This window comes from Psychrobacter sp. CX14 (assembly GCF_057396205.2).
The window spans coordinates 2,839,887-2,863,604 of the sequence record NZ_CM183187.1 but is presented as its reverse complement, the minus strand read 5'-3'; the positions used below and the strand labels follow the sequence as shown (position 1 = coordinate 2,863,604).

The following is a 23,718-nucleotide window of genomic DNA, read 5'->3' as shown; positions in this document are numbered from 1 at the left end:
AACAGGAGAATATTATGAAAGTTCAAGCATCTGTTAAAAAGATTTGTGGTAGCTGCAAAGTCGTACGCCGCAAAGGTCGTGTTCATGTTATTTGTAAAGCTGAACCACGCCACAAACAGCGTCAAGGTTAATTTATATTAATTGTGTTTTGAGTCATTAAAGCACAAGTTGTGAATTACACTTGAAAAAATAGGGCGGATGAGTTATCATCCGCCACTTGCCGTCGTTTGCTATCCTTTATTTCCTGTTTTGGTATCAAAGCCAATCGATAAATAAAGCGATTTAGTAAATGGCAAAATCTGAAACATAAGTCTGACTATTATTCTTAATATAATAAAGACTCATTTTTCATAACTGGAGAGAAATCAATGGCTCGTATTGCCGGCGTCAACATTCCGGATAACAAGCATGCAGTGATTTCATTGACTTATATTTTTGGTATTGGTCGTACTACCGCTAAGCAAATCTTAGAAGCGGTTGGCATCGAACCTACTACTAAAATCAGTCAATTAGATGACACGCAGCTTGATGCTATCCGTGCACAAGTTGGTAACTACATGACTGAAGGTGACCTTCGTCGTGAAGTTTCAATGAATATCAAGCGTTTGGTCGATTTAGGTTGTTACCGTGGCATCCGCCATCGTCGTAACTTACCTGTAAGAGGTCAAAACACGAAGAATAACGCTCGTACTCGTAAGGGTCCGATTCGTTCAATTAAAAGATAATTAACTTAGGAAGCTAAAAGATGGCAAAAGACACCCGTGGTCGTAAAAAAACGGCACGTCGTTCGGTATCAGAGGGCGTAGCCCACATTCATGCGTCTTTTAATAACACCATTGTAACGATTACTGATCGTCAAGGTAATGCATTGGCTTGGGCCACTTCTGGTGGACAAGGCTTCCGTGGTTCACGTAAATCTACACCATTCGCAGCTCAGGTTGCAGCTGAAGTTGCTGGTAAAGCAGCTCAAGAATATGGTGTAAAAAATGTCGATGTTCTGGTTAAAGGTCCAGGACCGGGTCGTGAGTCTGCGGTAAGAGCTTTAGGTGCATTAGGTTATAAAATTAACAGTATATCTGATGTAACCCCAATCCCACACAACGGTTGCCGTCCGCCTAAAAAGCGTCGCGTATAAACTATTGTTACCGTATGCTTTGCTTTATTAAAAGCAAAGTTACGGTGTGTGTATTAAGACGAAATTACCGTTACAAGTTACTATTAAGACGTAACTCAAGGAGACACAAGCATGGCCCGTTATATAGGTCCAAAATTAAAGTTGTCGCGTCGTGAAGGTACTGATTTACAATTAAAATCAGGTGTTAAACCTTATGACGTAAAGACTAAAAAAGCAGGTCGAGTACCTGGCCAACACGGCAACACTCGCAACAAAGCTTCAGAATACTCATTACAGCTTCGTGAGAAGCAAAAAGTTAAACGTATCTATGGCGTATTAGAGCGTCAGTTCGCTAATTATTATAAAGAATCTGCACGTGCTCGCGGCGCAACAGGTGAACACCTACTGCAAATGCTAGAGCGTCGTTTAGACAACGTAGTATACCGTATGGGCTTTGGCTCAACTCGTGCTGAAGCACGTCAGCTAGTAAGCCATCGTGCTGTTATGTTGAAAAAAGCGGGTCGTGATGAGTTTGTTCGTGTGAACATTCCATCTATCCAAGTTCAAGATGGTGACGTAATCGCCATCCATGAGAAAGCGAAAGAACAGTTGCGTATTAAGAATGCAATTGAGCTTGCAACTCAACGTGGTATCCCTGAATGGTTAGACGTTGATCATAGCAAAATGCAAGGTACATTTAAGAAAGCACCAGATCGTATTGATTTGCCTGCAGAAATCACCGAAAGCTTAATCGTTGAATTGTACTCTAAATAATCGCTAACAATAATTTGATTAACTAATCGAGGTGACAATATGATGCTAAATGCTACCGAGTTTCTGACCCCTAATGCCATTAACGTGGATGCGGTTGATGAAACCAATGCAAAAGTCACGCTCGAGCCGTTGGAACGCGGCTTTGGGCATACCTTAGGTAATGCCCTTCGTCGTATTCTTCTATCTTCATTGCCTGGTGCAGCCGTTATTGAAGCAGAAATTGAAGGCGTAGATCATGAATATTCTACCCTTGAAGGCCTGCAAGAAGACGTTTTAGATTTATTATTAAATCTAAAAGGTCTAGCAATTACAATGCACGATCAAAATGAAGTATTTTTGACACTAGATAAAAAAGGTCCTGGCACTATCACTGCGGCAGATATCGAACTGCCACATAACGTTGATATTGTTAACCCTGATTTGGTTCTAGGTACTTTAGGTGACCGTGGTCACCTAAAAATGCGCTTACGTGTGGTTATGGGCCGTGGTTATGAGCCTGCTAACTTACGCCGTGAAGATGGCGACACTAAAGCAATTGGCCGCTTGAAATTGGATGCTAGCTTTAGCCCAGTATCACGCGTTGCTTACCAAGTTGAAAATGCTCGTGTTGAACAGCGCACGGATCTTGACCGTCTAATCATTGAACTTGAAACCAATGGTACGATCGATCCTGAAGAAGCAATTCGCAAAGCAGCAACTATTTTGCAGCAACAAATCTCAATCTTTGTAGATTTAGAAGCAGAAGAAGCGCCAGAGCCTGTGAAAGAGAAAGAAGAGGTTGACCCTGTGCTATTACGCCCAGTGGATGACCTTGAACTAACGGTTCGCTCAGCAAACTGTTTGAAAGCTGAAAACATTTACTATATCGGCGATTTGGTACAGCGTTCAGAGACTGAATTGCTTAAAACACCAAACCTTGGTAAGAAGTCATTAACTGAAATCAAAGACGTATTAGCGTCTAAAGGTCTTGAACTGGATATGCGCCTAGAGAATTGGCCACCAGCTGACCTACGTGTTGATGACCGTTTTTCTTACCGTAGCCGTTAAACTATTAAGGATATTTGACCATGCGACATCGTAAGAGTGGAGTTAAGCTGGGTCGCACCGGCAGCCATCGTAAGGCAATGTTCCAGAACATGACAAACTCATTGTTTGAACATGAACTGATTAAAACAACATTACCAAAAGCTAAAGAGCTTCGCCGTGTGGCTGAGCCTTTGATTACATTGGCAAAAGAAGATTCAGTTGCTAACCGCCGTCTGGCTTTCAGCCGTATGCGCAATAAAGATATGGTTGGTAAACTATTTGGTACACTAGCACCACGTTATCAAGATCGTCCAGGTGGATACTTACGTATCATCAAATGTGGCAATCGTGATGGTGATAATGCACCAATGGCATATGTTGAATTGGTAGATCGCGACTAATATTTATTTGAGTTGAATAAACTCATTTAAGGTTAGCAAAGTCTATTAGTCATCGTGCTAATAAAAGAACCTCAGTAGCTTTTTAAATTATGTTCTAGAACATATTTTAATATGGTTACTGAGGTTTTCTTATGTCATTTTAAAATGCAGCGAGATATCTAGATTATTCGGATATTAATGTTCAATTATTCAATAATTTGTGAAACATCTCCTGCGCCATGTCGCACAAGCTCTGGTGGAAACTGAGTCATATCGACTACAGAAGTCAACTTAGTGGTTAATACACCCGCATTAATCATCACATCAATGTTATTGGCAAGCTTGTCTTCAATATCAAAAGGATCATCTAGCGCAAGCGGTGTTTCGGTCTCTGGCAAGATTAATGAGCTAGTTAGTATTGGTTCACCCATGGCTTCAAGCATCATTTGGGCTATTGGATTAGAGGGTACACGAATACCAATGGTTTTTTTCTTAGGGTGTGAGAGTTTTTTAGGTACATCCTTTGTGGCCTCTAATATATAAGTAATAGGCGCAGGAGTGTTGCCCTTGAGTAGTTTGAATTGCTGATTGTCTACGGTTGCATAGGTAGCGATTTCACTTAAATCACGGCATAAAAGTGTAAATTGATGTTTGTCATCAAGTTGACGAATGTGATGTAATTTTTCTAGTGCATTTTTAGAGCCAATTTTGCAACCAAAAGCGTAACTGGTATCAGTAGGGTAGACGATAAGCTGATCGTTATTGAGTGCATTCGCCACTTGTTCAATTAGTCTTGGCTGTGGATTTTCTGAGTGAATATATAACGTTTGCATGGGATGCCTCACAGTAAAAAATTAAAGAGAAGTCAGGCAGCCGCACAAGTGATTTTATTGGTTATGGGAATCATAAGCCTAATTCATGTGCAGTGTGTTTGACCTTATTTTATGTGTTCATATTATCATGACATAAAGCGGTGAGTATGGTCAGTAGGGTTTGTGCGTCTTTGGGTAATGCGTTAGGATTTTGGATATAGTCTGTGGCCTGATTAAACACGTCATTAGCAAATGTGCTGTGACTGGTATCAAAGTCGGCATTTAAGTTATCTTGTGAGACTCTAAAGTGCTTATGACACATTAAGGTAAATAGGCACTCAATTGCTTGTGGTTTGATTTCTACCCGCTCAAAAGCACTTTGCTGCGCTTCTGTGCGTCCGTCAGGGGCATACCAGTAGCCAAAGTCAGGCAACGTACGGCGATGACTACCTGCGATGCTCCAGTGGCTGATTTCATGTAAGGCACTTTGGAAAAACCCATGTGCAAATTCAATACGAGCAGGCTGCTGCTCATGCGCAGGGAAGTATTCTGGTTCATGTTCACCGCGAGCAAGAATGACATTATGGTGGACAAAGGTTTTGTTAAAGACAGTAATAAGCCAGTCAACTTCTTGAGCTTCTAATTGCTCACTAGAGAGTTGCTCGGTGGCATTAGAATGATGCAAGTATTGCCATTGTTGTTTCAGCTGCGCCCAGCTTGAATCTTCGCTTTCTAAGACAGAGCTGTTAGCCACTGCATAATTAAGCTGAATAAAGAGTGGCTTATGTTCAAGCTCTGCGACAAGCTTACGAATCGGCAATTGAGAAAAATCAGGTGTTGGCATAGTGATTCTAATAACAGATAAGTAAATGGATATAAACAGACCAGTTAGGCTGATAAACGCGCTATTCTAGCAAGGAATGGTCCATTTATATATTGTTGGTAGTAAAGTTGCCATGATATGGTCTTATTAAAAGCAATCCTAGTAATTAAGATACTGATATGACTATGCTTGCCTTTATCGCTTACAATACCAACATAAGACATACGTTCAAAAAATACAGGTTTAAATAAAGAGAAAACTATGAATAAATATACTCAAAAAGCTGACATGTCATCACCGGTGGCGACGAACAACACTGAAAAAAGTGCCAAACATTTACCGGAACTGGTTAATTTAGAGAAGTGGGAAGATGCCGGCTACGTATGGTCAGGTACGATTACACCGAGCATTATGCAAAGACTGGTTAGTGTTGTGCCAGAGGCTTACCAAGATGCTCCAATTGAGCTAAAATGCGAGCTCACTAAACAAGGCCAGTTATTGACCTTGATTATGGAATTCTCAGGCGATGTTTGGGTCAACTGTCAGCGCTGTCTACAGCCACTGGCCATTGATGTCGGCCATCAAGCGCAGTTGGTCTTATTGCAACGTGAAGAGCAAGAGAGTCTAGTTGATGATTCTGATGATTATTTATTATTAGAAGAGCTACTAGAAGAGCAGCCAGAGAATAAAAAAGGCGATCGGATGTTGCCGCTCAAAAAGTTGGTCGAAGATGAGCTGTTACTTGATATTCCTTTATCTGCCAAGCATGATGATTGTGAAATGGCGGTAGAGCAAGTCGGCGAGATTATTGAAGAGGAGAATGAGAACCCGTTCGCCGCTTTAGAGGCGTTAAAGGGTAAGCTATAATTAGATTAATTTAACACCGGATATTAGCTTTTAAGGTAGCTTTGGTCAGGATATTGATGATTAATAACAGTCATTACTCTATGTCCTGACTGAGTAGATGAATACCCCCTTTATTTTATGTGATAAAGCGAGTATAATCCCTCGTTTATTATTCCCAGATTTTAAACCTATTTGATTTTTAATAAGAGTTGCTCTTATTGAGGTCAATAGAGAACTCATTTTTGCTAAGTTAGCGTTTTAAGGTTTGTTAACAAACATAAGCGTTTACCTCTACAGCATATTTTAGAATAGGAGCAAGACCCATGGCTGTTCAAAAAAGTCGTAAAAGCCGCTCACGCCGTGATATGCGTCGTTCACACCACCATATGGAAGTTGCTGAGCTAAGCATTGATGCCACTACTGGTGAAAAACATCGTCGTCATCATATGACTAAAGATGGTTTCTACCGTGGTCGCCAATTGTTCAAAGCGAGCCAAGAAGACTAATCTACAATCATTTATAATGATTGCAGTGTAATATAGAGCTAAGCTTTACTAATGATCTTATTTCATTAGTGGCGCTTGGCTCTTTTTTTATGGTTATCTTTAGATATCTCAAGGCATAAGAAGGCTAATAATGTCGTTAAAATCGTCTCACTCAGTTAAAAAACAAACACAACCTGATATGCCACGCCGCATTGCCGTTGTGTTTCCAGGCCAAGGGTCACAGACCGTTGGTATGCTTAATGAGCTTAGCGAGGCATATCCCATCGTTGAGCAAACGTTCTCAGAAGCCAGCGAAGCATTAGGATTTGATCTTTGGGCGGTCTGCCAAGATGAGGAAGCTTTAGCGAGCACTGAGAATACTCAGCCCGCGTTATTAGCTGCCAGTATTGCCGTATGGCGTATATTGCAGGCACATGCAGAGATTGATATTGAGCCGCTGTTTTTTGCCGGCCATTCTCTTGGCGAATACAGTGCATTATGTGCAGCTGGTGCTATTAGCCTTGCCGATGCGGTTAAATTGGTACACGCGCGTGGTCAATTTATGCAGCAAGCGGTAGAGGGCCTAGACACCAAGATGGCAGCAGTGCTTGGCTTAGAGAACAGTCAAGTTATTAGCGTCTGTGAGCAAGTAGAGAGCAACAATGAAGATGCCATTGTTAGTGCTGCTAATTTTAATAGTCCAGGTCAGATAGTGGTTGCTGGTAACGCAAAAGGCATTGAAATATTAAGCCAACACATTCAATGTATGGGTAAGCGTATGCTACCGCTAAAGGTGAGCGTACCTTCACACTGTGCGTTAATGGAGCCAGCAAGTGATGCGTTAGCGGAGCGCTTGGCGAGTATTGAGTTTGATCTGCCGTCTGTGCCTGTGATTCAAAACCGCTATGCCACTGAAGAGAAAACTGTCATAGCGATTAAAAAAGCACTTACCGAGCAGCTAAGTCACCCTGTGCTATGGACACAAACCATGCAGAAATTTGCTGATAAGCACATTAACTTGATTATTGAATGTGGTGCTGGCACGGTATTAAGTAACTTGGCGAAGCGTCAAGAAACCCCGATTCCAGCGTATCCAACGGATAAGCCAGCACGTATTAATAAGCTGGTTGAAAAGCTACTTGAGGAACAGTCATGAGTCGTACGATTACATTGGTCACAGGCGCAAGTCGAGGTATCGGTAAGGCCATTGCAAAGCAGTTTGCAAAAGAAGGCCATTTTGTAATTGGTACCGCCACAACTGCCGAAGGTGCTCAGCTGATTGATGATTATTTACATGATGCTGGTGGTATTGGCCGTGCGTTAGATGTTACCAATCAAGAGCAGATTAATAAGCTGTTTGAAGAGATTGAAAGTGTTTATGGTAGCGTGCAAGTGTTGGTGAATAATGCTGGTATCTCGCAAGACGGTCTGCTGATGCGTATGAAAGATGAGGATTGGGATCAAGTAGTTGATACCAACTTAACCTCGATTTATCGTATGAGTAAGCGTGCCATTCGCGGTATGATGAAAGCGCGAAAAGGCCGTATTATCAATATCACCTCAGTGGTGGCGCAAATGGGTAATGCCGGTCAGGCAAACTATGCGGCGACCAAAGCAGGGGTTGAAGGCTTTAGCCGTACATTAGCGCGTGAAATTGGGTCACGCCAAGTGACTATTAACTGCGTAGCACCCGGTCTTATTGAAACAGATATGACTGATGAGCTTGATGAGCGCCTACTAAACTCTATGTTAGATGCGGTGCCAGTGGGACGCTTGGGTCAGCCAGAAGATGTGGCCGCTGCGGTCTCTTATTTGGCCAGTGATCAAGCCAGTTATGTCACCGGTGCTGTTATTCCTGTTAACGGCGGCATGTATATGTAGTCTGCTTATTAGCGAATCCTATGAATAATAATTAGCCTAAAGTTTAACTAAGTATTGGCATTGCTAATTGTCAGATTTATAGTAAGTTAGCAATAAATGGGCGGTGATAACTAAAAGTTATGTATTTTGCTGCCCAATTATCAGCTAAGTCAGTTAGAATTGAGCAAGTGTATTCGGTAAGATAAACGATATACCTTTATAAACTAAGAACATTAAGGATGGAGATTTCTATGAGCGAAGATATCGAGTTAAAAGTAAAGTCAGCCGTTGCTGAACAATTAGACGTAGATGTTGAAGACATTAACAATGAGTCTTCTTTTATCAATGACTTAGGTGCAGACTCTTTAGACTTGGTAGAATTAGTGATGACGTTTGAAAATGATTTTGATATCACTATTCCTGACGAAGATTCAAATGAGTTAACCACGGTTCAAAAAGCAGTGGATTACATCAAAGCTAAGCTGTAATTTATACCTATAAGTAAGTGTATAAATTTAATTAGGTAGCCTTGGCTATTGATTTACTTGTGAAAGCATCAGCCATAACGTATTCGTTGTGGCTTTTTTATGGTCGATGATAAGACAGGGTTGATTGATAGAAGAGATTCATCTAACTATTAAGGTAATAAAATTTAACATTTAACTACATAGCGAGTGTAATAAATTTACGTGGTAATGCGTATAATTTGTTCAGTGTAATGATACACCCTGTTAGCTGACTGCTTTATTTTGAGTTAAGAATTTAAAATTGACTACTGAGATAAAGCCACTGATCATTGTTAGATTGATGTTATATAAATACTATTATATGAATTAAAACGCGATGATCGGTGTATACAATAATTAACCAGCTAACTGTTTGAACAATAATTTATGATAGGAGTAAGACATGGGGATTTTTAGCTTTGCAAAGGATATGGGCGATAAGATTTTTAATCGCGATGATGCTAAAAAAGAAACAGAATCACACGCGGATGCGAATGCTGCACCAGCTTCTACTGAGCCATCAGCGCAATCAGTAGCTAACTTATTATTACAGCGTATCCAAAGACAAAACCTAAATATCACTAACTTGAAAGTGAAATATAACGGTACAACAGATACAGCTGAAATCAGTGGTCATGCTGAAACTCAAGCGGACCGTGAAAAAGCGATTATTGCAATTGGTAATGTTCAAAACGTTGCTAAAGTTATCGATAATATCGATATCAAGCAAGATGCGCCTGAATCAACTATGTACACTGTAAAATCAGGTGACTCGTTATCTAAAATTGCTCAAGAAGTTTATGGTTCAGCTAATGAATACAATAAAATCTTTGAAGCAAACAAGCCTATGCTAACTAGCCCAGATAAAATCTATCCTGGTCAAGTACTGCGTATTCCAAAGCCATAATTAAGCTTTAATGCTATCAGGTATTGTTATTTGTACCGACTAAAAATAGTAGGTACCAAATTGATAGCAATGCATGAGCAGAATCTAGCAGAATAATAAAAAAAGGGACATACCAATGGGTTGTGTCCCTTTTTTAGATTCGGTGTTGTATTTGGCAGACTAGGTTTTGAAGATTAATTGAAAAATCATCTGTTATTATCACTTCTATTGTTTGGTAAGCTGCTCATTAATTGCCCAGTTGATGTGTTCATCAAGCATGTCATTGTGCTCACCCAAACGCTGCTTTAAGAGTTGGATGTTGTGTTCAGAATAAAGCGCATTGCCGATACCAATAGAGAGGTTACGCAGGAAATTGACATAACCGGTACGGCGAATAGGACTGCCTTGAGTACGCTCTAGAAACTCAGCTTCTGTCCACTGCCATAAGTCCGTTAACAAGCTTTCATCTAGCTGATGGCGGGCATGAAAATCATCAATTGGGCTGACTTTTGCATAACGGTTCCAAGGGCAGATGAGCTGACAGTCATCGCAGCCAAACACTCTATTACCCATGGGTCTACGGTATTTCTCATCAATAGGGCCGTCATGCTCAATGGTCAGATAAGAGATACAGGCGTTGGCATTAAGCTTATGGGGCGCAATAATTGCCTGTGTCGGGCAGATATCAATACAGGCACTACAGCTACCACAGTGTGCACTCACCGGAGCATCTTCAGGTAACTCGAGGCTCAGGAATAACTCGCCTAATACGAAAAAAGAGCCAGACTGTCGGTTAATCAGCAAGGTGTGCTTACCGGTCCAACCGAGTCCTGCTGCATCTGCAAGCGGACGCTCAAAGATGGGTGCAGAATCACTAAAAGGGCGAAAGACGAAAGGCGTGTCAGCGGCTATGTCAAGGTGTTGCCACTGCGGTAGCATGCTCTGTATTTGTTGTGCCAGTTTTTTGAGGCGAGAGCGCATGGTCTTGTGATAATCACGACCTCGGGCATAGCGCGCGATAATGGCATGATTGGGACGCAGATTATCCTCAATTGACCGCGGCTTAGGTGTTGCTTCTAGATAATCCATACGCACAGAGAGGATAGTGCGCGAGCCTTCAACCAATAGCGCAGGATTGGCGCGTTTGTCGTGGTTGTTTTCCATAAAGGTCAGCTGCCCATGATAGCCTTTGGCAAGCCAATCACGTAAGCCTTGCATTTGGGCTTCAAACACAGGGTTATTAACGTTGATAAAGCCGCAGTCTGCAAAGCCAAGCTGCTGCGCCTGCTGACGTATCCATGCCTTCACATCTTGGGCATCATGAAAGGTGTTTATCTCCAAAGTATCGGAGCGCGGCGGAGTGTAAGGAGCAGACATAATCAGAACAGCTTTAAGACCAAATAAGCCGCTATGATAAGCTATAACGTGTTAAATATAAAATAAATAGCCGGCCACTTTTTTCATAAGGATAAAAAATGACACAGCAAACACCTATCAACGCCCATATAGCAAACATACCTTTGTATACCCCAGAACAAGTGTATGAGATTGAAAAGCACTGGTTTGCGCAGTCCAATCCCAGTTATGGACTAATGCAGCAAGCAGCATGGCAAATGGCGCATTGGCTGCAGCGTCAGTGTGATTTGGCAGGGTCGTTAAAGGCTTGGGTGTGGGTAGGTAGTGGTAATAATGGCGGTGATGGTTGGCTAGTCTCCAGTTATTTAAGCCAGCTCGGTGCTAAGGTCACTGTGGTCGAAGTGGGGCAGAGTAACACTCAAGATGCTCAATCTGCTAAAAGAGATGCACAGAATCAAGATATCCAAGTACTCAGCCTTACAGAGGCTGATAGTCATTTGGAGTATTTAAACGCTGATTTATTCGTCGATGCCTTGTTTGGTATTGGGCTAGATAGAGCGCCAAAGGGAGACTATAAACAAGCGATTGATACCATCAACAGTATCAAACGACAGCGCGGTGATGCGTTGACGGTAGCCAGTGTCGATGTGCCTAGTGGACTTGTAACAAGTACAGGACAAGTCTTCGATGACTGTGCGATTAGGGCAGATGTGACGCTGTGTTTGGTAGCACGTAAAATTGGGCTGCATATCAAAGATGGCAGTGATTATAGCGGGCAAGTGATAGATATGCCTATGATACCAAGTGTGTTATCGCAGTTGCCAAAAGCTTGGCTACAGCAGACAGCTAAGTCGATGCCGCAGCGGGATAATAATTCGCATAAAGGCAGTTACGGCAATGCGCTCATTATTGGCGGTAATCGGGTTGATAGCTCACAAGGCATGGGCGGTGCGGCTATTCTAGCAGCCAGTACAGCGATGGCGACTGGGCTAGGTAAGCAGACCGTCGCTTGTCATGAGATGTTTCATCCAAGTTTAATCACCAGTCTGCCTAATGCAATGAGTATTGATTTGCATGATGTCGATGGCGTGAAACAGATGATTGAGCAATGTGATACGGTAGCCATTGGTATGGGCTTGGGGCGTGATGAGGCGAGTTTGACGCTCTTTCAGCAATATCTTCAGGCGGCGATAGCCGCCGGTGTGAATCTGATTATTGATGCCGATGGTCTGTATCATTTAGCCACTGTTGCCAAGCAAGATACCGATTTAAAGCAGCGGTTGGTACAGCATGCAGATAAGCATGACGTTTGGTATACGCCGCACAGCGGAGAGGCAGCACGGTTATTAGGTATTACCGCATCAGAGGTGGAAGCTGACAGAATGGCTGCCATTGAAGAGTTGTCAGCGCAATATCATGGGAGTTGGCTGTTGAAAGGTGCAGGCTCGATTGTTAAGGAACAAAAGGGCTGTTATGTCTGTGCAGCAGGTAATCCTGGTATGGCGACAGCCGGAATGGGCGATGTTCTTTCTGGATTGGCATTGGGATTATTGGCGCAATCTGCATTACCGAATAATGTCAGACAGTTACGACAGGTGGTGATGGTGCATGCTTTGGCCGGTGATATATTGCAGAAAGAAGTCGGTGTATGGGCATTGCAAGCCAGTGATATGCCAAAAGCGGTAGGTAAGGTGCTGCAGCAATTAACTGCAAATAATTAATCAAAGCGATAGGGATAGAATCTGCGTCATTCTAAGAGAATATCAGCGACAGTATTGAGTCAGTACAAGCTCGATATTCTCTTTTTTTAATTCTATTTCGCCTTGATCGATATGACGACCGCCGCCCTTACTATTGGGCTTATAGATAGGCTGCCCTGATTGCAATTCACCTAAACTGGTGCGTAAGTCATTGCATTGTCTTAAGCGCTCTTGTTGTTTGTGCTGCTTTTTTTGGTCAATGTGAGCGTTTTGGCTGGTCGTTCTAGTGATATCAGTCGCTTTTGTTGTTATAGGGAGACTGTTATTTTGTGCTACCTTTACAGGTTTGGCTTGCGGCGAGGCATGGTAAGTATTGAGCTCCATGATATCGACCTTCGTGTCAGATTCGGGCGCAAACTGCGAATACTTGACCTCACCAAAATCGCCCACCGTTTTATACACGGTCATGGCGTGACTGCCGCTAAGACCAACCCAAGTTAGTATGAGGCTAAGACTGGAAAAATGAGTGATAATGGCTAATTTTGCTAAGGCAGATGACCTTTTCTTCTTAAAGCTGTTTTTTAATACAAAAAAGGTCATAAGTTTATTGCCTTGGTATAAAGCGTGGGTTTGTTTTTAATAGAGCATTTAAGGATTTGGCTATATTATATTTATCTAAGTCGAACTCAATGGCTGGCTAGTAACGCTTGATGCTTTTATCTTTAGATATGGTTTCTTGATGCAGTGGAAAACCGTCATGGGCATCGATGCTTTGACGGTCTTTAAAGTAATGCGTCAAGGTGCGTTTTACAGCCTCAAATGCGATGTCATCCCAAGGAATGTCTTTTTCTTCAAATAAAGCACACTCTAAGCTTTCAGGTCCTACACCATATTTACCCTCTTGCAAGTCGGTTAGATACAAGGTGTAAATTTGACCAATGGCAGGAATGTCATAGATGCAGTACAGATGTGGATTGATGGCAACGGCATCGGCCTCTTCCATGGTTTCGCGAGCGGCGCCTTCTGCAATCGTTTCACCGATTTCCATAAAACCTGCAGGCAATGTCCAGTAGCCGTATCTTGGCTCAATGGCGCGGCGGCATAATAGAACCTTTTGCTCATGCACTACTAACGCACCGCAAATAACTTTAGGATTTTCATAATGGATGTAATCACAGTTTGGGCAGACAAGCCGCGGATTGTGATCGCCCTCTGGTATTTTGTGCTCTGCTTCGTGCCCACATTGTAAACAATATGCCATAAGGGATTCCTTGAATTGGTTATTGATATTAGCGTGTCTGATTGTGTGTTGACTCTGTGTACAGCGTCTACTCAAATCACATAAGATATTATATTATCAATCTTCTCAGGCGTATGCGCTGATTGGCTAGGTTATTGTTGGTCCTAACCTACATCTTTATTACTGTCAGAGAGCTTGGGTTACACAATGACTAAGTCGAGCCAGTCATCACGATAGCATACTTAATAAGAATGCGTTAGGCTAACACAACGCCCTAAACAATCGATGATAGTCCGCTATGAAACGTTCTAATGCCTCCTCATTTTCCTTACCGCAGAATCCAAATGTGCAGTCACCTCGCTTTGAAGAATTGTCGGTACTGCTGCCAGATTATATTGAACAGCCGCTATTAAAGCAGCTAGCGCAGCGGCTTCAGGATGATATTTTGCAAAAAGCAAAGCAGCAGAATGCTAATGAGTATAATCAGGCCGAAAATGACTATCAACCAGGGGATATTGGCAAGACACAAGCGCTGCTTAATATGCTGCTCACCACGCCTGTCGCAGATGCATCGGTGCTGGTAGTGATTACTAATGAAGCGAAGCCGAAGCTGCTATTAACCCGCCGTGCGGCGCATTTAAATAGCCATGCTGGCGAGGTTTCTTTTGCCGGTGGTAAGCATGATGAGGATGATGGTAATAATATAGTTACAGCGCTGCGTGAGGCCTGTGAAGAGACGGCTTTGCCGCCTAATGAGGTGCATATTATTGGGCAATTGCCTATTCAGACCTCAAAGTTTGGTTTAAGTGTGCGTCCTATCGTGGCATTGGTGAAGCCGCCGATTACTTATGTGCCTGAGCTTGGCGAGATTGCACGTATATTTTGGGCAGACTTTGAAACGCTTATTTCTGCGCCGACCACAGATTATATTCTTGCCTATGAGATGGAGGGTAAGAGCATTAATATCAGAACGCCAAGTTGGGTGATTGATAACGAGGTGGTGTGGGGATTAACCGGACGTGTCATCGCCAGCTTATTAAAAGTAGGCTTTGATCGTGAGATTGAGTGGTATTACAAAGCAACAGATTAAGATTAGTCTACTAATTTGTATGCTTATTTATTATTTAGCTGTCTATTTATTTGACCGTCGATTATCTAACCATCCATTATCTAATAGCCGTGACCCGAATGTTTCCGGTATAAATATTGAGTGCTTGTCGCTCATTCTCGATTGAACCTTGAGCCAACTTAAGACTGCCATCTGCATTAATTCCCAGTACTTTACCTTGTTGTACATTCTGCTTCAGGGCAACGGTTGGCGCATTTGTGTCTGCGTCTAATTTATCTGACTTAGTGTCACTGCCATGTTGTAATACTTGAATATCACGACCTGCTAATACGCTGACCGTATTGTATTCGCTGATAAATTTATTCACTGCATAAGGAGAGTCCGCAAAAGATATGAATTGCTGAATCGCCCGCAAAATTGTGGCACTAACTGGCAGATATAAGTCCTCTGCACGCGGTGAATTTGCTAAAGCTGATAGGGTCGTTATTTGTTTATTGTCCTGACTTTGTACAGCAGTATGAGTATCGGTGATGAGTTGATTGAGACTCACTGCATGATAATCCATTCCTTCTTTGGTCATCTCGCTTAATAGAGGTGCCGCTTTAATATTAATACCCACTCCGACCACCACGCCAGTAATACGCTTTCCAGTAGTGACTGGCTCAATGAGTATTCCTGCAAGCTTGTTAAAAACCAAGCTATCTTCTTTATCTTGACTATCTGACTCTAGGCTTTTTTCTTGCTTTGGCAGATTGTTTTTAGCATCACGATTATAAAACCCAATATCATTAGCCCATTTGACCCCAATCATAGGCAAGCCTACTTGGTGACGTATTCTGTTTAGGTTTTGGATAATAGGCAGACGAGTTAAATGATAGCCGACAACCAACGATAATAATCCCGATAAAGGGGCGGCCAGCGGATGATACAGCGATAGATAAATATTACCAATGGGCGATTGCCAAGTCCTTTTGTGTTGCCCACGTCCTGCAGTCTGCATACCGGCTGTCAGCATATAAGGACGCATTTTACTAATACGACCACTCTCTAACCAGTGCAGCAGCTCGCTATTGGTCGAGGCGCTAACGGCAACATGATGGTGAGTTAGGTTGTTATTGGTATTTTGTTGAAACGGACGCTGCATTTGCAAAGCCTGTATGAAATTGACTTAAATGACGGAAGTAACGATTTAAAAGAGAGGTAATATTAACACAGTCATTATGGTGCAGTGGCCATCGATATAGCGACCGCTTTTGCTATACTGACAGTCTAATATCAGTGGAAAGAGTAAATGGCATGATGATTGTTTGGTTTGTAGTAGCAGGTGCATTTGCTGGCTTATGCGCGGGGCTGTTCGGTATTGGCGGCGGTATGATTATCGTGCCAGCCTTGGTTTGGATTTTTACAGCCTATGGCTTCTCTCCTGAGATAATCGCGCATTTGGCAGTCGGCACCTCTCTGGCAACCATTGTTGTTACCTCTATTAGCTCCTTAACTGCGCATCATAAGCGCGGCGGCGTGCGTTGGGATATTTGGAAAAATATGGCCATTGGTCTGGTAGTGGGTAGCTTGCTTGGTGCAGCCGTAGCTGATCAAATCAATGGTTTAATGCTACAGGCGTTGATTGGTGTTGCGGCATTATTGGTTGCGTTTAAGATGCTATTTTTATCAAACAAAGAGCAGTTAGGCAAACCGCTACCTTCTGCGCCGGTACAAATCGGTGCCGGCTCAAGCATTGGTATGGCGTCCTCTATATTTGGTATTGGCGGTGGTAGTTTGACCGTGCCTTTTTTGACATGGGCTGGCTTGTCGATGCGTCAGGCAGTCGGTACCTCGGCGGCATGCGGACTACCGATTGCACTGGCAGGGGCGGCAGGGTTTGCTTGGTTTGGTCAAGACGTGGCCAATTTGCCTGAAGGGGCGATTGGGTTTGTACATATCATTGGTTTTATTTGTATTTCAATCGCCAGTTTTATTACTGCCAAATTAGGGGCAAAATTGGCACATCAGTTGCCGGCCGCTACATTAAAACGTGCTTTTGGCATACTACTGGTATTCGCCGGTGGTCAACTGCTTTGTTCAGGACTACAAGGCATGGGTGTGGTTTAGCAGACCTACATTTGATATGACAGATTAGCGCTTGTCTAATGCATCAATGCCCAGTCGTATCCACTTGCGGGCAAGCTCGTCTTGCTCGGTTAACATGTTCCACAAGGCGTCTTCACTAAAGATAGAATGCGCCTCGCCAGAATACTCAATTGGTAAGTCGGCTTCTCGGTCAGTCATCCATTGCCCATCGAGATAATAAGCTTGCAGTTCCGCCCGTAATACTTCGGCCTCAAGCCACTGTGCTTGTGCTTCTAGCTGCTTTTGATACAGGTTATACCAACGCTCATATTTTTGCTGCAAGGCTTGTGGGTCGTCCTTGCTATTGCTTGGATTAGTCATGGAACATCCTTTCATATTTGTGTTGTTAGTTATGTTTAGTAATCTAATTATTGGTTAGGTGTCCGTCCATTATTTTACTATTTTACGTATCTATATTGATAATTACTATTTTGATAATTAGTCATTCTAGGTGTAATGGACAAAATTCAGGCTAAAAACGAGCGGTTAGTCTCTAATGGACAAAATTCAGGCTACCCTTCAGAGTATGTCATTAAAAAGTTGTTAATAAACTTAAGCTTACGTTGTTTATTGAGCCCATTATGACTGCTTAATTGGCGTTTTAACTCGCTAAACAAACCTTCTAGAGAATTAGTTGTATTTGGAATGTTTAAGTCATCTAATTCTCTATAAGTGAATAACCAATCACTATTTACTCGCAAGCTTCTATAGGCACTTCTAAGACGCTTATGGGTGTACCAAGTCTTACCAGTATCTATATTGGTACTACGTTCATTTAAGTAGTCCTCATGAGTTAAATACCATCTATCCAAGTCCTGAATGAACGTTGTCTTATCATAATCCTTTATATTTAAAGCTAGCTGTCTAAGTGCAATACTTGCGATATTTTGAGGCCTACGAGTTAAGTATCGAGTGATGATCTGTAGCTGATGAAACTGGCACATTTGTATCGGTATATCTTTAAACAAAGCATTAAGACCTCGTCTTCCATCGCAAGTAATGCTAGTGATATCAATGCCTTGTGATTTTATATGCTCTATTCCCAGTTTATACAGAGCGTTGGTCTCATAGTGAATAATACGGTGGTGTAATACCGCTTTGCTTGTATAGTCGAGAAATACCATTAAGCCAAATGTTCTACCAAAGTAGGTCGTGTCCATCACTATGTTGGCACGAGTAGGTAGCTTATTAAGTGACTTTATCTCAATAGTATCTAGTCGCCTTTGTATGGTCTTTATGCTACAGCCATACTTATGAGCAAGTTGTTTATAAGTCTGTTTACCTTGAGTATATTCTTGCCACAAAGTTGTATTATTGAGCCGCCTGCCACCTAAAAACTGCCGATTACAAACAAGGCATTTGTACTGCTGTTTCCCTGATTTATAACCATTCTTTTTCGTGTGTTTTTCACCACAAAAAGGGCAGTTTTTTGATTCATGGCTTTCAATCCTTGCAAATACTTATAGTATATAGCTTTAAAGGGGGTCTCAGCCTGAATTTTGTCCATTACACCTCATTCTATAATAAGAATTTAATCTTATCTGAGCTTAATCGCTGCTAAAACCTGAAAAATACTGGGTTTTACGGTAAAATAGCCGCCCTTATTAAGCGTACTCATCATTCGACTTCTAACCTAATTGTGCGGCCTTCATGCGTCTAAAATCTCTTAAATTATCCGGATTTAAATCTTTTGCGAATCCAACCACCTTTACCTTCCGCCATGGCATCACCGCTATTGTGGGACCAAACGGTTGTGGTAAATCCAATGTGATTGATGCCATCCGTTGGGTGCTCGGTGAATCCTCTGCTAAGCAGCTGCGCGGCGGTGCGATGAGCGATGTGATTTTTGCAGGAACGCAAAGCAAAGCGGCCAAAAGCTTGGCCAGTGTGGAGCTGGTATTTGAGCATACTCAAGATGAGCAGACCGGTATCCGTCATGAGTTAAATTTATATCATGAGCTGTCGGTACGTCGTCAAATTAATGCAGAAGGTAAGTCAGACTATTTTATCAACGGTACGCGCTGCCGTCGACGTGATGTGGTCGATGTATTTTTGGGAACAGGTCTCGGTCCTCGTAGTTATTCGGTGATTCAGCAGGGTATGATTGGACGTATTGTTGACTCAAGTCCGCTACAGCTGCGTGAATTTATTGAAGAGGCAGCAGGCGTGTCACGCTATCAGGCGCGCCGTGAAGAGACGCAGAAAAAGCTGTTAAAAACCCGTGAGAATCTTGAGCGGTTAACAGATATTGAGTCAGAGCTGACTAAGCAGAAACAAAAATTAGCCAAGCAGGCAGAAAGTGCTAATGAATATCAGCAGGCCAAAGAGTCGCTTGAAGCCGTCAAAGAGCAGCTAGCAACCTATCAATTATATCAAGCCAAAGCTGCTCAAATGCAGCACAAGGCAGAGCAAGAGCGATTAACCAAAACGCTTGAGGTACAGCAAGCAGAGGATACTAAACTGAAGCAAAAACTGGCGAAAGTCAGCGCACGGCTAGCAGAAGAGCAGTGGCTCAAGGATGAAGCGCGCGATAAGTTGCACGGACAGGACATGCAGCGTCAGCAGGTCGAGCATCGCCTGAAAGAGCTACAATCAACACTGAGTCAGCTTGATGGCAGGCTGCAAGGTAATCAAGAAAGGCAAAAAAAAATACAATCCAGTATTACAACCACTGAGCAGGATAATCAAGCTCAAAATGAGACTCTAGCACGTCTAAGCCCAGAGCTTGAAGCTCTACAAACAAAGCAGCAGCAAACACAGGCGAAATATGCACCACTGCAATCGGCTTGGGAAGCAATCAATACCAAAGTCGCTAAGATTGAAGCAGATAAGCGTGAAGCTGAGCAGCGACTGGCATTAGACAAACAGTCTCAATCACGTCTGACATTGGACTTATCAAAGTGGCAGAATAAAGACAAGCTGTGGTGGCAAGAAGCCACCAAGTGGGGCATAGCCTCAACGATTACGCATGAAGACTCATCACACCAGCAGCAGGATAAGGGCCGCTCGCTAGCCAATGATATTGCCCATATTAATGCCGAGCTTAAAGGCTTGGATAAGCAGCAAGACTCGATTGAGGAGCAGTTAGAAACAGAGCAGCCGGTCTTTAATCAGTTAAAACAGTCACTGGGTGAGCAGCAGAAGCAACTGGCTCAATTAGAGAAGCAGCATGCCAGTTTGATGGCAGAATACGACACACTACATGCCATCGTACATCCCAAAAAGCAGGCAAAAACAGAACAGCCTACTGCATCTAAAGAATCTGTAACGGCTGATAGTAAAGCGTCGATACCAAAGGTATTAGAGAAACTGTCGCCACTGCATGAACGAATTAAGCTGACCAAGACAGGTGAGCAATATGCAGACAGCTTAGATAAATGGTTAGCATTTTGGCTAGATACTCGAGTGCTACCAGTAGCTAATGCTGATGCAAGTGCGCAAGATAATGAGTGTGCTAGCTTGTTACAAAACCTATTGTCTGATGAGTCATTAAATCAGTCTGCTGCTAAAGAGGCGACATCGAAACCTAATAGCGTATTTTTTGAAAACAAAACGGGTGTTACTTCAGAGAATAATCAAGAGAACCTGCCACCCAATCTTATTGCGTTATCAGAACTGATTGCTGCACCCAAATTAATAATTTGGCAGCAGGCATATTTGTATGTTGAGCAATCAGACTCAGAAAATAATACAGAGACTGATTCAACACCTAATAAAATAGCCAACTTGTTAGAGCTGTTGCCTAAACAGGCGGTTATCTTGACCCAGTCTAGATGGTTTATTAGTCATATTGGCGCTGTTCATTTAAGCAAGTTAAATGCAGGTGCGCCAAATGAATCCTTTTTAAGCATACGCTTACAGCAGCAACAGCGTCTGGAAGAACTAGAAGATAGTTTAAACGAGATAGAAGAGGCAATTGAGCAGCTAAATAAAGCCATTAAAGCCGATAGCAATAAGCACGAGCAATTGTCAGTGGTGATGGAGGAGCTGTCAGCACAACTGTCTGCTTTAACTCATAAACGTCATGATTTGCAGCAGCAGCGAGTGACGTTAACTGCCAAGCAAGAGCGACAAGACAGTGAGCAGCAGCGGCTAGGTGCACAGCGAGAGGAGCTTGATACAGAGCATCAAGAAATTGAGCAGGCATTGGCGCAATTAACCCAGAAAATGAGCGAAGACACTCAGTATTTGGAGACGCTAATGCCAAACTTAGACTCGGCTAAGTCAGAGCAGCAGCAGCTTGAGCAAGAGCGTCAACAGATTACCCAGCAAGAGCGTGATGACAATGAGAGACTGCGTCAATTGCAGCTACAATATGGTCAAGCGCAGATTGCAGCGAAGCACAGTAGTGAGCAATTGACCCAGTTTAATGCCGATAAGCAGCAGCTAGAGCGTAATTATAAAAAGCTACTACAAGAGCAAGAAAAGGCTCAAGACAAGCTGCCCGCGTTAGAGACTGAGTTGAAAGCTGCGAGCACTCAGCATTATGAGTTGCAAGTGGCTCTCGATGAGCGTCAAGCGGTTATTATCACGCTTCAAGCAGAGGTCAATGACTATCAAGCCAAACGAGGTGTTTTGGCGTCGGAGCTGCAGCAGATTCAGGATACATTGGCACAAACTGCGACTCAGGTCGCTATTGCTAATGAGCGTATTCATGAGGCCAGTGAGCGGTTAAAGGCGTTAAATGCTGAGGTTAACCCTTCGGCATTGTTGACTGATTATATTACGCATGGGCGCCGAGTATCAGAAACCAAACAACAAAAGCTGCAAGCAGAAGAAAGCCGGTTAACTGCCAAGCTTGATAATATGGGCCCAGTGAACCTTGCTGCTGCAGAAGAGCTTGCTGCCGTTGACAAAAGACTGTTGCCGCTTGAGCAGCAAATTAATGATATTACTGCCAGTATGGATAAATTAACCGATGCCATTGCCTCTATTGATAGCAAAACCAAAACACTGTTCTTGGATACGTTAGATTCTGTCAATGAGTCATTAACCCGTTTGTTTACCAAGGTGTTTGGTGGCGGGCAGGCAAGCCTAACCTTGGTTAAAGAAGAGGGTCTTGAGAAAAGTGAACAGTGGCGAGCGGGGCTTGAGCTGATGGCGCAGCCAAAGGGTAAGAAAAATAGTCGCCTTGCGGTATTGTCAGGTGGTGAAAAAACACTCACTGCACTGAGTCTAATATTTGCTATCTTCAAACAACATCCTGCGCCATTTTGTGTTCTGGACGAGGTTGATGCACCACTTGATGATGCCAACGTCGCCAGATTTACCAACTTAATTGCTGATCTTGCTGATGATGTACAGTTTGTGTTTATCAGTCATAACAAATTGGCGATGCAAATTGCCGATGAGCTCAAGGGTATTACCATGCCGCAAGCAGGTATCTCAACCTTAGTTAGTGTGAGTTTAGAGGAAGCGGAGCGTTACTTAGAGCCGACTGCGTAGCCGATTAATGTGGTAAATATACTTTTTTTAAATGAACCGCTTGTATAAAAGTTGCTGAGACCGCTTTCGGATTGATGACGAGCGCGGTTAAGCGTGCTAGACTAATAGCGTTTTTTTCTATCTTAATTTTAGGACACGCATGCCATGACCACCGTACAATATATTTTAATTATTATCGCTATTGTCATTATGGTGGTCGGTCTGTACATGATAATTCGTGGAATTTTGAATCGTAAAAAGAACACTGCGAACAAGGCGGTGCATTACGATAAAAATGGTATCCCTATTATTCCTCGTCATGAGCGTGAATTGGTTAAAGACACCAATTTGGATGAGGCAATCGAGGGTGAGACCACCATTACCCCAGACCGCGACCATCTTAAACCTGTTATTGAAGAGGTGCCATATGATGCGCCTCTAGAGCAGGCAAACCCTGCAGATTCAAAATATACAGCCAGTAATACGGCTGAGCAGCCGGCATCAACAGCCCCTGAGTCATGGCAGCAGCCAGTCGCAACGCAGCACTCAGAGCAGTCGCAATTTGAAACAGAATCAACTGCTTTACTAGATGAGCATGACAGTGAAGATGATTTGTTCTCAAATTTAGCCTCAGCGACTGAAAGCTTGATGCCGATTATTGAAACGGCGCCTGAGCCTGGATTTAGCGAAAACAGCCCGATGCTTGATAGACATTTATTGGCAGAGGCGGATCAAGATCAAAACAGCCCGCTTAACCATGCTCAAGAAAATATCAACATTACGTTAGTACCTAAAGATCCGATGCAAGCAATCCTAGGTAAAACGGTATTGTCCTTGGTCACTCAGTATGGTTTAAAATACGGTGCTATGAATATGTTCCACCGTTATGAGACCAAAGATGGTGACGGTATCTTATGGTTTAGTATGATGGGAATCACCGAAGAGGGTATTGCACCGTTTGATTTGAACCTATTACCAACTTCTAAGTTTCAAGGTCTAGTGTTGTTTTTATCACTGCCACATCCAAAAGCGACTCAAGGCTTTGATAGTATGATGAGTGTGGTAAATCTTATTTCTAATGAATTTGATTTGCTGGTATTAGATGAGAATAACGAAGTGCTGACTCGGGAACGTCGTCAACAACTGCGTACACAAGTACAAGAGTATCAAGCTTCTATACGTTAGTATGGGCCTATTTAGTAGGGGCTTATACTGTGTGACTTATAACAAAAAACCGTGCTATTAAGCACGGTTTTTTATTGTCTATTAAGCTATTTATAGTGAATCGGA

At 42.8% G+C, this 23,718-nt stretch carries 25 protein-coding genes; 17 read left to right on the top strand and 8 right to left on the bottom strand.

Going from position 1 to position 23,718, the window contains the following annotated elements; genetic code table 11:
* The first annotated feature begins 14 nt into the window (after positions 1-14).
* From rpmJ to rplQ, 6 genes are all read left to right on the top strand, one after another.
* Positions 15-131 (top strand): 50S ribosomal protein L36, encoded by a 117-nt coding sequence (rpmJ, locus tag AC2SLO_RS11180; protein WP_201497744.1) that lies wholly within the window; start codon positions 15-17, stop codon positions 129-131.
* A gap of 237 nt (positions 132-368) precedes the next feature.
* Positions 369-725: a 30S ribosomal protein S13 gene (gene rpsM, locus AC2SLO_RS11175; protein WP_486541834.1), complete on the top strand. Its 357-nt coding sequence runs from the start codon at positions 369-371 to the stop codon at positions 723-725.
* Between the two features lie 20 nt (positions 726-745).
* Positions 746-1,135: a 30S ribosomal protein S11 gene (rpsK, locus tag AC2SLO_RS11170; protein ID WP_486531045.1), complete on the top strand. Its 390-nt coding sequence runs from the start codon at positions 746-748 to the stop codon at positions 1,133-1,135.
* A 111-nt stretch (positions 1,136-1,246) separates the two neighbouring features.
* Complete coding sequence (rpsD, locus tag AC2SLO_RS11165) at positions 1,247-1,888, top strand: 30S ribosomal protein S4 (protein ID WP_486541836.1); 642 nt, start codon at positions 1,247-1,249, stop codon at positions 1,886-1,888.
* A 39-nt stretch (positions 1,889-1,927) separates the two neighbouring features.
* Positions 1,928-2,935 carry a DNA-directed RNA polymerase subunit alpha gene (locus AC2SLO_RS11160; protein WP_486541838.1) on the top strand — a complete coding sequence of 336 codons (1,008 nt, stop codon included), beginning with the start codon at positions 1,928-1,930 and terminating at the stop codon, positions 2,933-2,935.
* A 20-nt stretch (positions 2,936-2,955) separates the two neighbouring features.
* Positions 2,956-3,315: a 50S ribosomal protein L17 gene (gene rplQ / locus AC2SLO_RS11155; RefSeq protein ID WP_096065015.1), complete on the top strand. Its 360-nt coding sequence runs from the start codon at positions 2,956-2,958 to the stop codon at positions 3,313-3,315.
* A gap of 185 nt (positions 3,316-3,500) precedes the next feature.
* Here the strand turns inward: rplQ and AC2SLO_RS11150 are convergent, their stop codons facing one another.
* Complete coding sequence (locus AC2SLO_RS11150) at positions 3,501-4,127, bottom strand: L-threonylcarbamoyladenylate synthase (RefSeq protein ID WP_486541840.1); 627 nt, start codon at positions 4,125-4,127, stop codon at positions 3,501-3,503.
* A gap of 109 nt (positions 4,128-4,236) precedes the next feature.
* A complete protein-coding gene (locus AC2SLO_RS11145; protein ID WP_486541842.1) occupies positions 4,237-4,950 on the bottom strand; it encodes an elongation factor P hydroxylase in 714 nt (237 codons plus the stop codon).
* 240 nt (positions 4,951-5,190) lie between these two features.
* Between AC2SLO_RS11145 and AC2SLO_RS11140 the strand changes: the two genes are divergently transcribed.
* From AC2SLO_RS11140 to lysM, 6 genes are all read left to right on the top strand, one after another.
* Positions 5,191-5,796: a YceD family protein gene (locus tag AC2SLO_RS11140; protein WP_486541844.1), complete on the top strand. Its 606-nt coding sequence runs from the start codon at positions 5,191-5,193 to the stop codon at positions 5,794-5,796.
* Between the two features lie 302 nt (positions 5,797-6,098).
* Complete coding sequence (gene rpmF / locus AC2SLO_RS11135) at positions 6,099-6,281, top strand: 50S ribosomal protein L32 (protein WP_011959737.1); 183 nt, start codon at positions 6,099-6,101, stop codon at positions 6,279-6,281.
* A gap of 130 nt (positions 6,282-6,411) precedes the next feature.
* On the top strand, positions 6,412-7,416 hold the full coding sequence (fabD, locus tag AC2SLO_RS11130; RefSeq protein WP_486541846.1) for an ACP S-malonyltransferase: 1,005 nt from the start codon (positions 6,412-6,414) through the stop codon (positions 7,414-7,416).
* Complete coding sequence (fabG, locus tag AC2SLO_RS11125; protein ID WP_486541848.1) at positions 7,413-8,141, top strand: 3-oxoacyl-ACP reductase FabG; 729 nt, start codon at positions 7,413-7,415, stop codon at positions 8,139-8,141. The genes fabD and fabG overlap by 4 nt, the downstream gene beginning before the upstream one ends.
* A 230-nt stretch (positions 8,142-8,371) precedes the next feature.
* On the top strand, positions 8,372-8,608 hold the full coding sequence (acpP, locus tag AC2SLO_RS11120; RefSeq protein WP_486541850.1) for an acyl carrier protein: 237 nt from the start codon (positions 8,372-8,374) through the stop codon (positions 8,606-8,608).
* Positions 8,609-9,029: 421 nt separating this feature from the next.
* Positions 9,030-9,533 carry a peptidoglycan-binding protein LysM gene (lysM, locus tag AC2SLO_RS11115; protein ID WP_486541852.1) on the top strand — a complete coding sequence of 168 codons (504 nt, stop codon included), beginning with the start codon at positions 9,030-9,032 and terminating at the stop codon, positions 9,531-9,533.
* Between the two features lie 204 nt (positions 9,534-9,737).
* Here the strand turns inward: lysM and queG are convergent, their stop codons facing one another.
* Positions 9,738-10,889, bottom strand: coding sequence for a tRNA epoxyqueuosine(34) reductase QueG (gene queG / locus AC2SLO_RS11110; RefSeq protein ID WP_486541854.1), 1,152 nt, complete (start codon positions 10,887-10,889; stop codon positions 9,738-9,740).
* A gap of 98 nt (positions 10,890-10,987) precedes the next feature.
* Between queG and AC2SLO_RS11105 the strand changes: the two genes are divergently transcribed.
* Positions 10,988-12,589, top strand: a complete 1,602-nt coding sequence (locus AC2SLO_RS11105) for an NAD(P)H-hydrate dehydratase (RefSeq protein WP_486541856.1) — start codon at positions 10,988-10,990, stop codon at positions 12,587-12,589.
* Positions 12,590-12,631: 42 nt separating this feature from the next.
* Here the strand turns inward: AC2SLO_RS11105 and AC2SLO_RS11100 are convergent, their stop codons facing one another.
* Both AC2SLO_RS11100 and AC2SLO_RS11095 read right to left on the bottom strand, forming a co-directional pair.
* On the bottom strand, positions 12,632-13,168 hold the full coding sequence (locus AC2SLO_RS11100) for a hypothetical protein (RefSeq protein WP_486541858.1): 537 nt from the start codon (positions 13,166-13,168) through the stop codon (positions 12,632-12,634).
* A gap of 97 nt (positions 13,169-13,265) precedes the next feature.
* Entirely contained in the window at positions 13,266-13,829 is a 564-nt protein-coding gene (locus tag AC2SLO_RS11095; protein ID WP_486541860.1) for an NUDIX hydrolase, read from the bottom strand.
* Positions 13,830-14,106: 277 nt separating this feature from the next.
* Between AC2SLO_RS11095 and AC2SLO_RS11090 the strand changes: the two genes are divergently transcribed.
* Positions 14,107-14,898, top strand: a complete 792-nt coding sequence (locus tag AC2SLO_RS11090) for an NUDIX hydrolase (protein WP_486541862.1) — start codon at positions 14,107-14,109, stop codon at positions 14,896-14,898.
* Positions 14,899-14,974: 76 nt separating this feature from the next.
* Here AC2SLO_RS11090 and AC2SLO_RS11085 read toward each other — a convergent pair whose 3' ends face one another.
* Entirely contained in the window at positions 14,975-16,021 is a 1,047-nt protein-coding gene (locus tag AC2SLO_RS11085; RefSeq protein ID WP_486541864.1) for a biotin--[acetyl-CoA-carboxylase] ligase, read from the bottom strand.
* A 152-nt stretch (positions 16,022-16,173) separates the two neighbouring features.
* Here AC2SLO_RS11085 and AC2SLO_RS11080 point away from each other — a divergent pair, with 152 nt between their 5' ends.
* The gene (locus tag AC2SLO_RS11080; protein ID WP_486541866.1) at positions 16,174-16,986 is read left to right on the top strand and encodes a sulfite exporter TauE/SafE family protein; all 813 of its coding nucleotides are present in this window, start codon (positions 16,174-16,176) and stop codon (positions 16,984-16,986) included.
* 24 nt (positions 16,987-17,010) lie between these two features.
* Here AC2SLO_RS11080 and AC2SLO_RS11075 read toward each other — a convergent pair whose 3' ends face one another.
* The gene (locus AC2SLO_RS11075) at positions 17,011-17,325 is read right to left on the bottom strand and encodes a DUF4298 domain-containing protein (protein ID WP_486541868.1); all 315 of its coding nucleotides are present in this window, start codon (positions 17,323-17,325) and stop codon (positions 17,011-17,013) included.
* 191 nt (positions 17,326-17,516) lie between these two features.
* The gene (locus tag AC2SLO_RS11070; RefSeq protein WP_495637104.1) at positions 17,517-18,452 is read right to left on the bottom strand and encodes an IS256 family transposase, variant Zn-binding type; all 936 of its coding nucleotides are present in this window, start codon (positions 18,450-18,452) and stop codon (positions 17,517-17,519) included.
* Between the two features lie 202 nt (positions 18,453-18,654).
* On the opposite strand from AC2SLO_RS11070, the gene AC2SLO_RS11065 reads away from it, so the two are divergent.
* A complete protein-coding gene (locus AC2SLO_RS11065) occupies positions 18,655-22,449 on the top strand; it encodes an AAA family ATPase (protein ID WP_486542284.1) in 3,795 nt (1,264 codons plus the stop codon).
* A gap of 144 nt (positions 22,450-22,593) precedes the next feature.
* Complete coding sequence (locus AC2SLO_RS11060) at positions 22,594-23,613, top strand: cell division protein ZipA C-terminal FtsZ-binding domain-containing protein (RefSeq protein WP_486542286.1); 1,020 nt, start codon at positions 22,594-22,596, stop codon at positions 23,611-23,613.
* The last annotated feature ends 105 nt before the right edge of the window (positions 23,614-23,718 follow it).

What these genes read in the sequence shown, in the direction of transcription:
- rpmJ (WP_201497744.1), top strand. Translation starts at nt 15, where the DNA reads ATGAAAGTTCAAGCATCTGTTAAAAAGATTTGTGGTAGCTGCAAAGTC.
- rpsM (WP_486541834.1), top strand. Translation starts at nt 369, where the DNA reads ATGGCTCGTATTGCCGGCGTCAACATTCCGGATAACAAGCATGCAGTG.
- rpsK (WP_486531045.1), top strand. Translation starts at nt 746, where the DNA reads ATGGCAAAAGACACCCGTGGTCGTAAAAAAACGGCACGTCGTTCGGTA.
- rpsD (WP_486541836.1), top strand. Translation starts at nt 1,247, where the DNA reads ATGGCCCGTTATATAGGTCCAAAATTAAAGTTGTCGCGTCGTGAAGGT.
- AC2SLO_RS11160 (WP_486541838.1), top strand. Translation starts at nt 1,928, where the DNA reads ATGATGCTAAATGCTACCGAGTTTCTGACCCCTAATGCCATTAACGTG.
- rplQ (WP_096065015.1), top strand. Translation starts at nt 2,956, where the DNA reads ATGCGACATCGTAAGAGTGGAGTTAAGCTGGGTCGCACCGGCAGCCAT.
- AC2SLO_RS11150 (WP_486541840.1), bottom strand. Translation starts at nt 4,127, where the DNA reads ATGCAAACGTTATATATTCACTCAGAAAATCCACAGCCAAGACTAATT.
- AC2SLO_RS11145 (WP_486541842.1), bottom strand. Translation starts at nt 4,950, where the DNA reads ATGCCAACACCTGATTTTTCTCAATTGCCGATTCGTAAGCTTGTCGCA.
- AC2SLO_RS11140 (WP_486541844.1), top strand. Translation starts at nt 5,191, where the DNA reads ATGAATAAATATACTCAAAAAGCTGACATGTCATCACCGGTGGCGACG.
- rpmF (WP_011959737.1), top strand. Translation starts at nt 6,099, where the DNA reads ATGGCTGTTCAAAAAAGTCGTAAAAGCCGCTCACGCCGTGATATGCGT.
- fabD (WP_486541846.1), top strand. Translation starts at nt 6,412, where the DNA reads ATGTCGTTAAAATCGTCTCACTCAGTTAAAAAACAAACACAACCTGAT.
- fabG (WP_486541848.1), top strand. Translation starts at nt 7,413, where the DNA reads ATGAGTCGTACGATTACATTGGTCACAGGCGCAAGTCGAGGTATCGGT.
- acpP (WP_486541850.1), top strand. Translation starts at nt 8,372, where the DNA reads ATGAGCGAAGATATCGAGTTAAAAGTAAAGTCAGCCGTTGCTGAACAA.
- lysM (WP_486541852.1), top strand. Translation starts at nt 9,030, where the DNA reads ATGGGGATTTTTAGCTTTGCAAAGGATATGGGCGATAAGATTTTTAAT.
- queG (WP_486541854.1), bottom strand. Translation starts at nt 10,889, where the DNA reads ATGTCTGCTCCTTACACTCCGCCGCGCTCCGATACTTTGGAGATAAAC.
- AC2SLO_RS11105 (WP_486541856.1), top strand. Translation starts at nt 10,988, where the DNA reads ATGACACAGCAAACACCTATCAACGCCCATATAGCAAACATACCTTTG.
- AC2SLO_RS11100 (WP_486541858.1), bottom strand. Translation starts at nt 13,168, where the DNA reads ATGACCTTTTTTGTATTAAAAAACAGCTTTAAGAAGAAAAGGTCATCT.
- AC2SLO_RS11095 (WP_486541860.1), bottom strand. Translation starts at nt 13,829, where the DNA reads ATGGCATATTGTTTACAATGTGGGCACGAAGCAGAGCACAAAATACCA.
- AC2SLO_RS11090 (WP_486541862.1), top strand. Translation starts at nt 14,107, where the DNA reads ATGAAACGTTCTAATGCCTCCTCATTTTCCTTACCGCAGAATCCAAAT.
- AC2SLO_RS11085 (WP_486541864.1), bottom strand. Translation starts at nt 16,021, where the DNA reads ATGCAGCGTCCGTTTCAACAAAATACCAATAACAACCTAACTCACCAT.
- AC2SLO_RS11080 (WP_486541866.1), top strand. Translation starts at nt 16,174, where the DNA reads ATGATGATTGTTTGGTTTGTAGTAGCAGGTGCATTTGCTGGCTTATGC.
- AC2SLO_RS11075 (WP_486541868.1), bottom strand. Translation starts at nt 17,325, where the DNA reads ATGACTAATCCAAGCAATAGCAAGGACGACCCACAAGCCTTGCAGCAA.
- AC2SLO_RS11065 (WP_486542284.1), top strand. Translation starts at nt 18,655, where the DNA reads ATGCGTCTAAAATCTCTTAAATTATCCGGATTTAAATCTTTTGCGAAT.
- AC2SLO_RS11060 (WP_486542286.1), top strand. Translation starts at nt 22,594, where the DNA reads ATGACCACCGTACAATATATTTTAATTATTATCGCTATTGTCATTATG.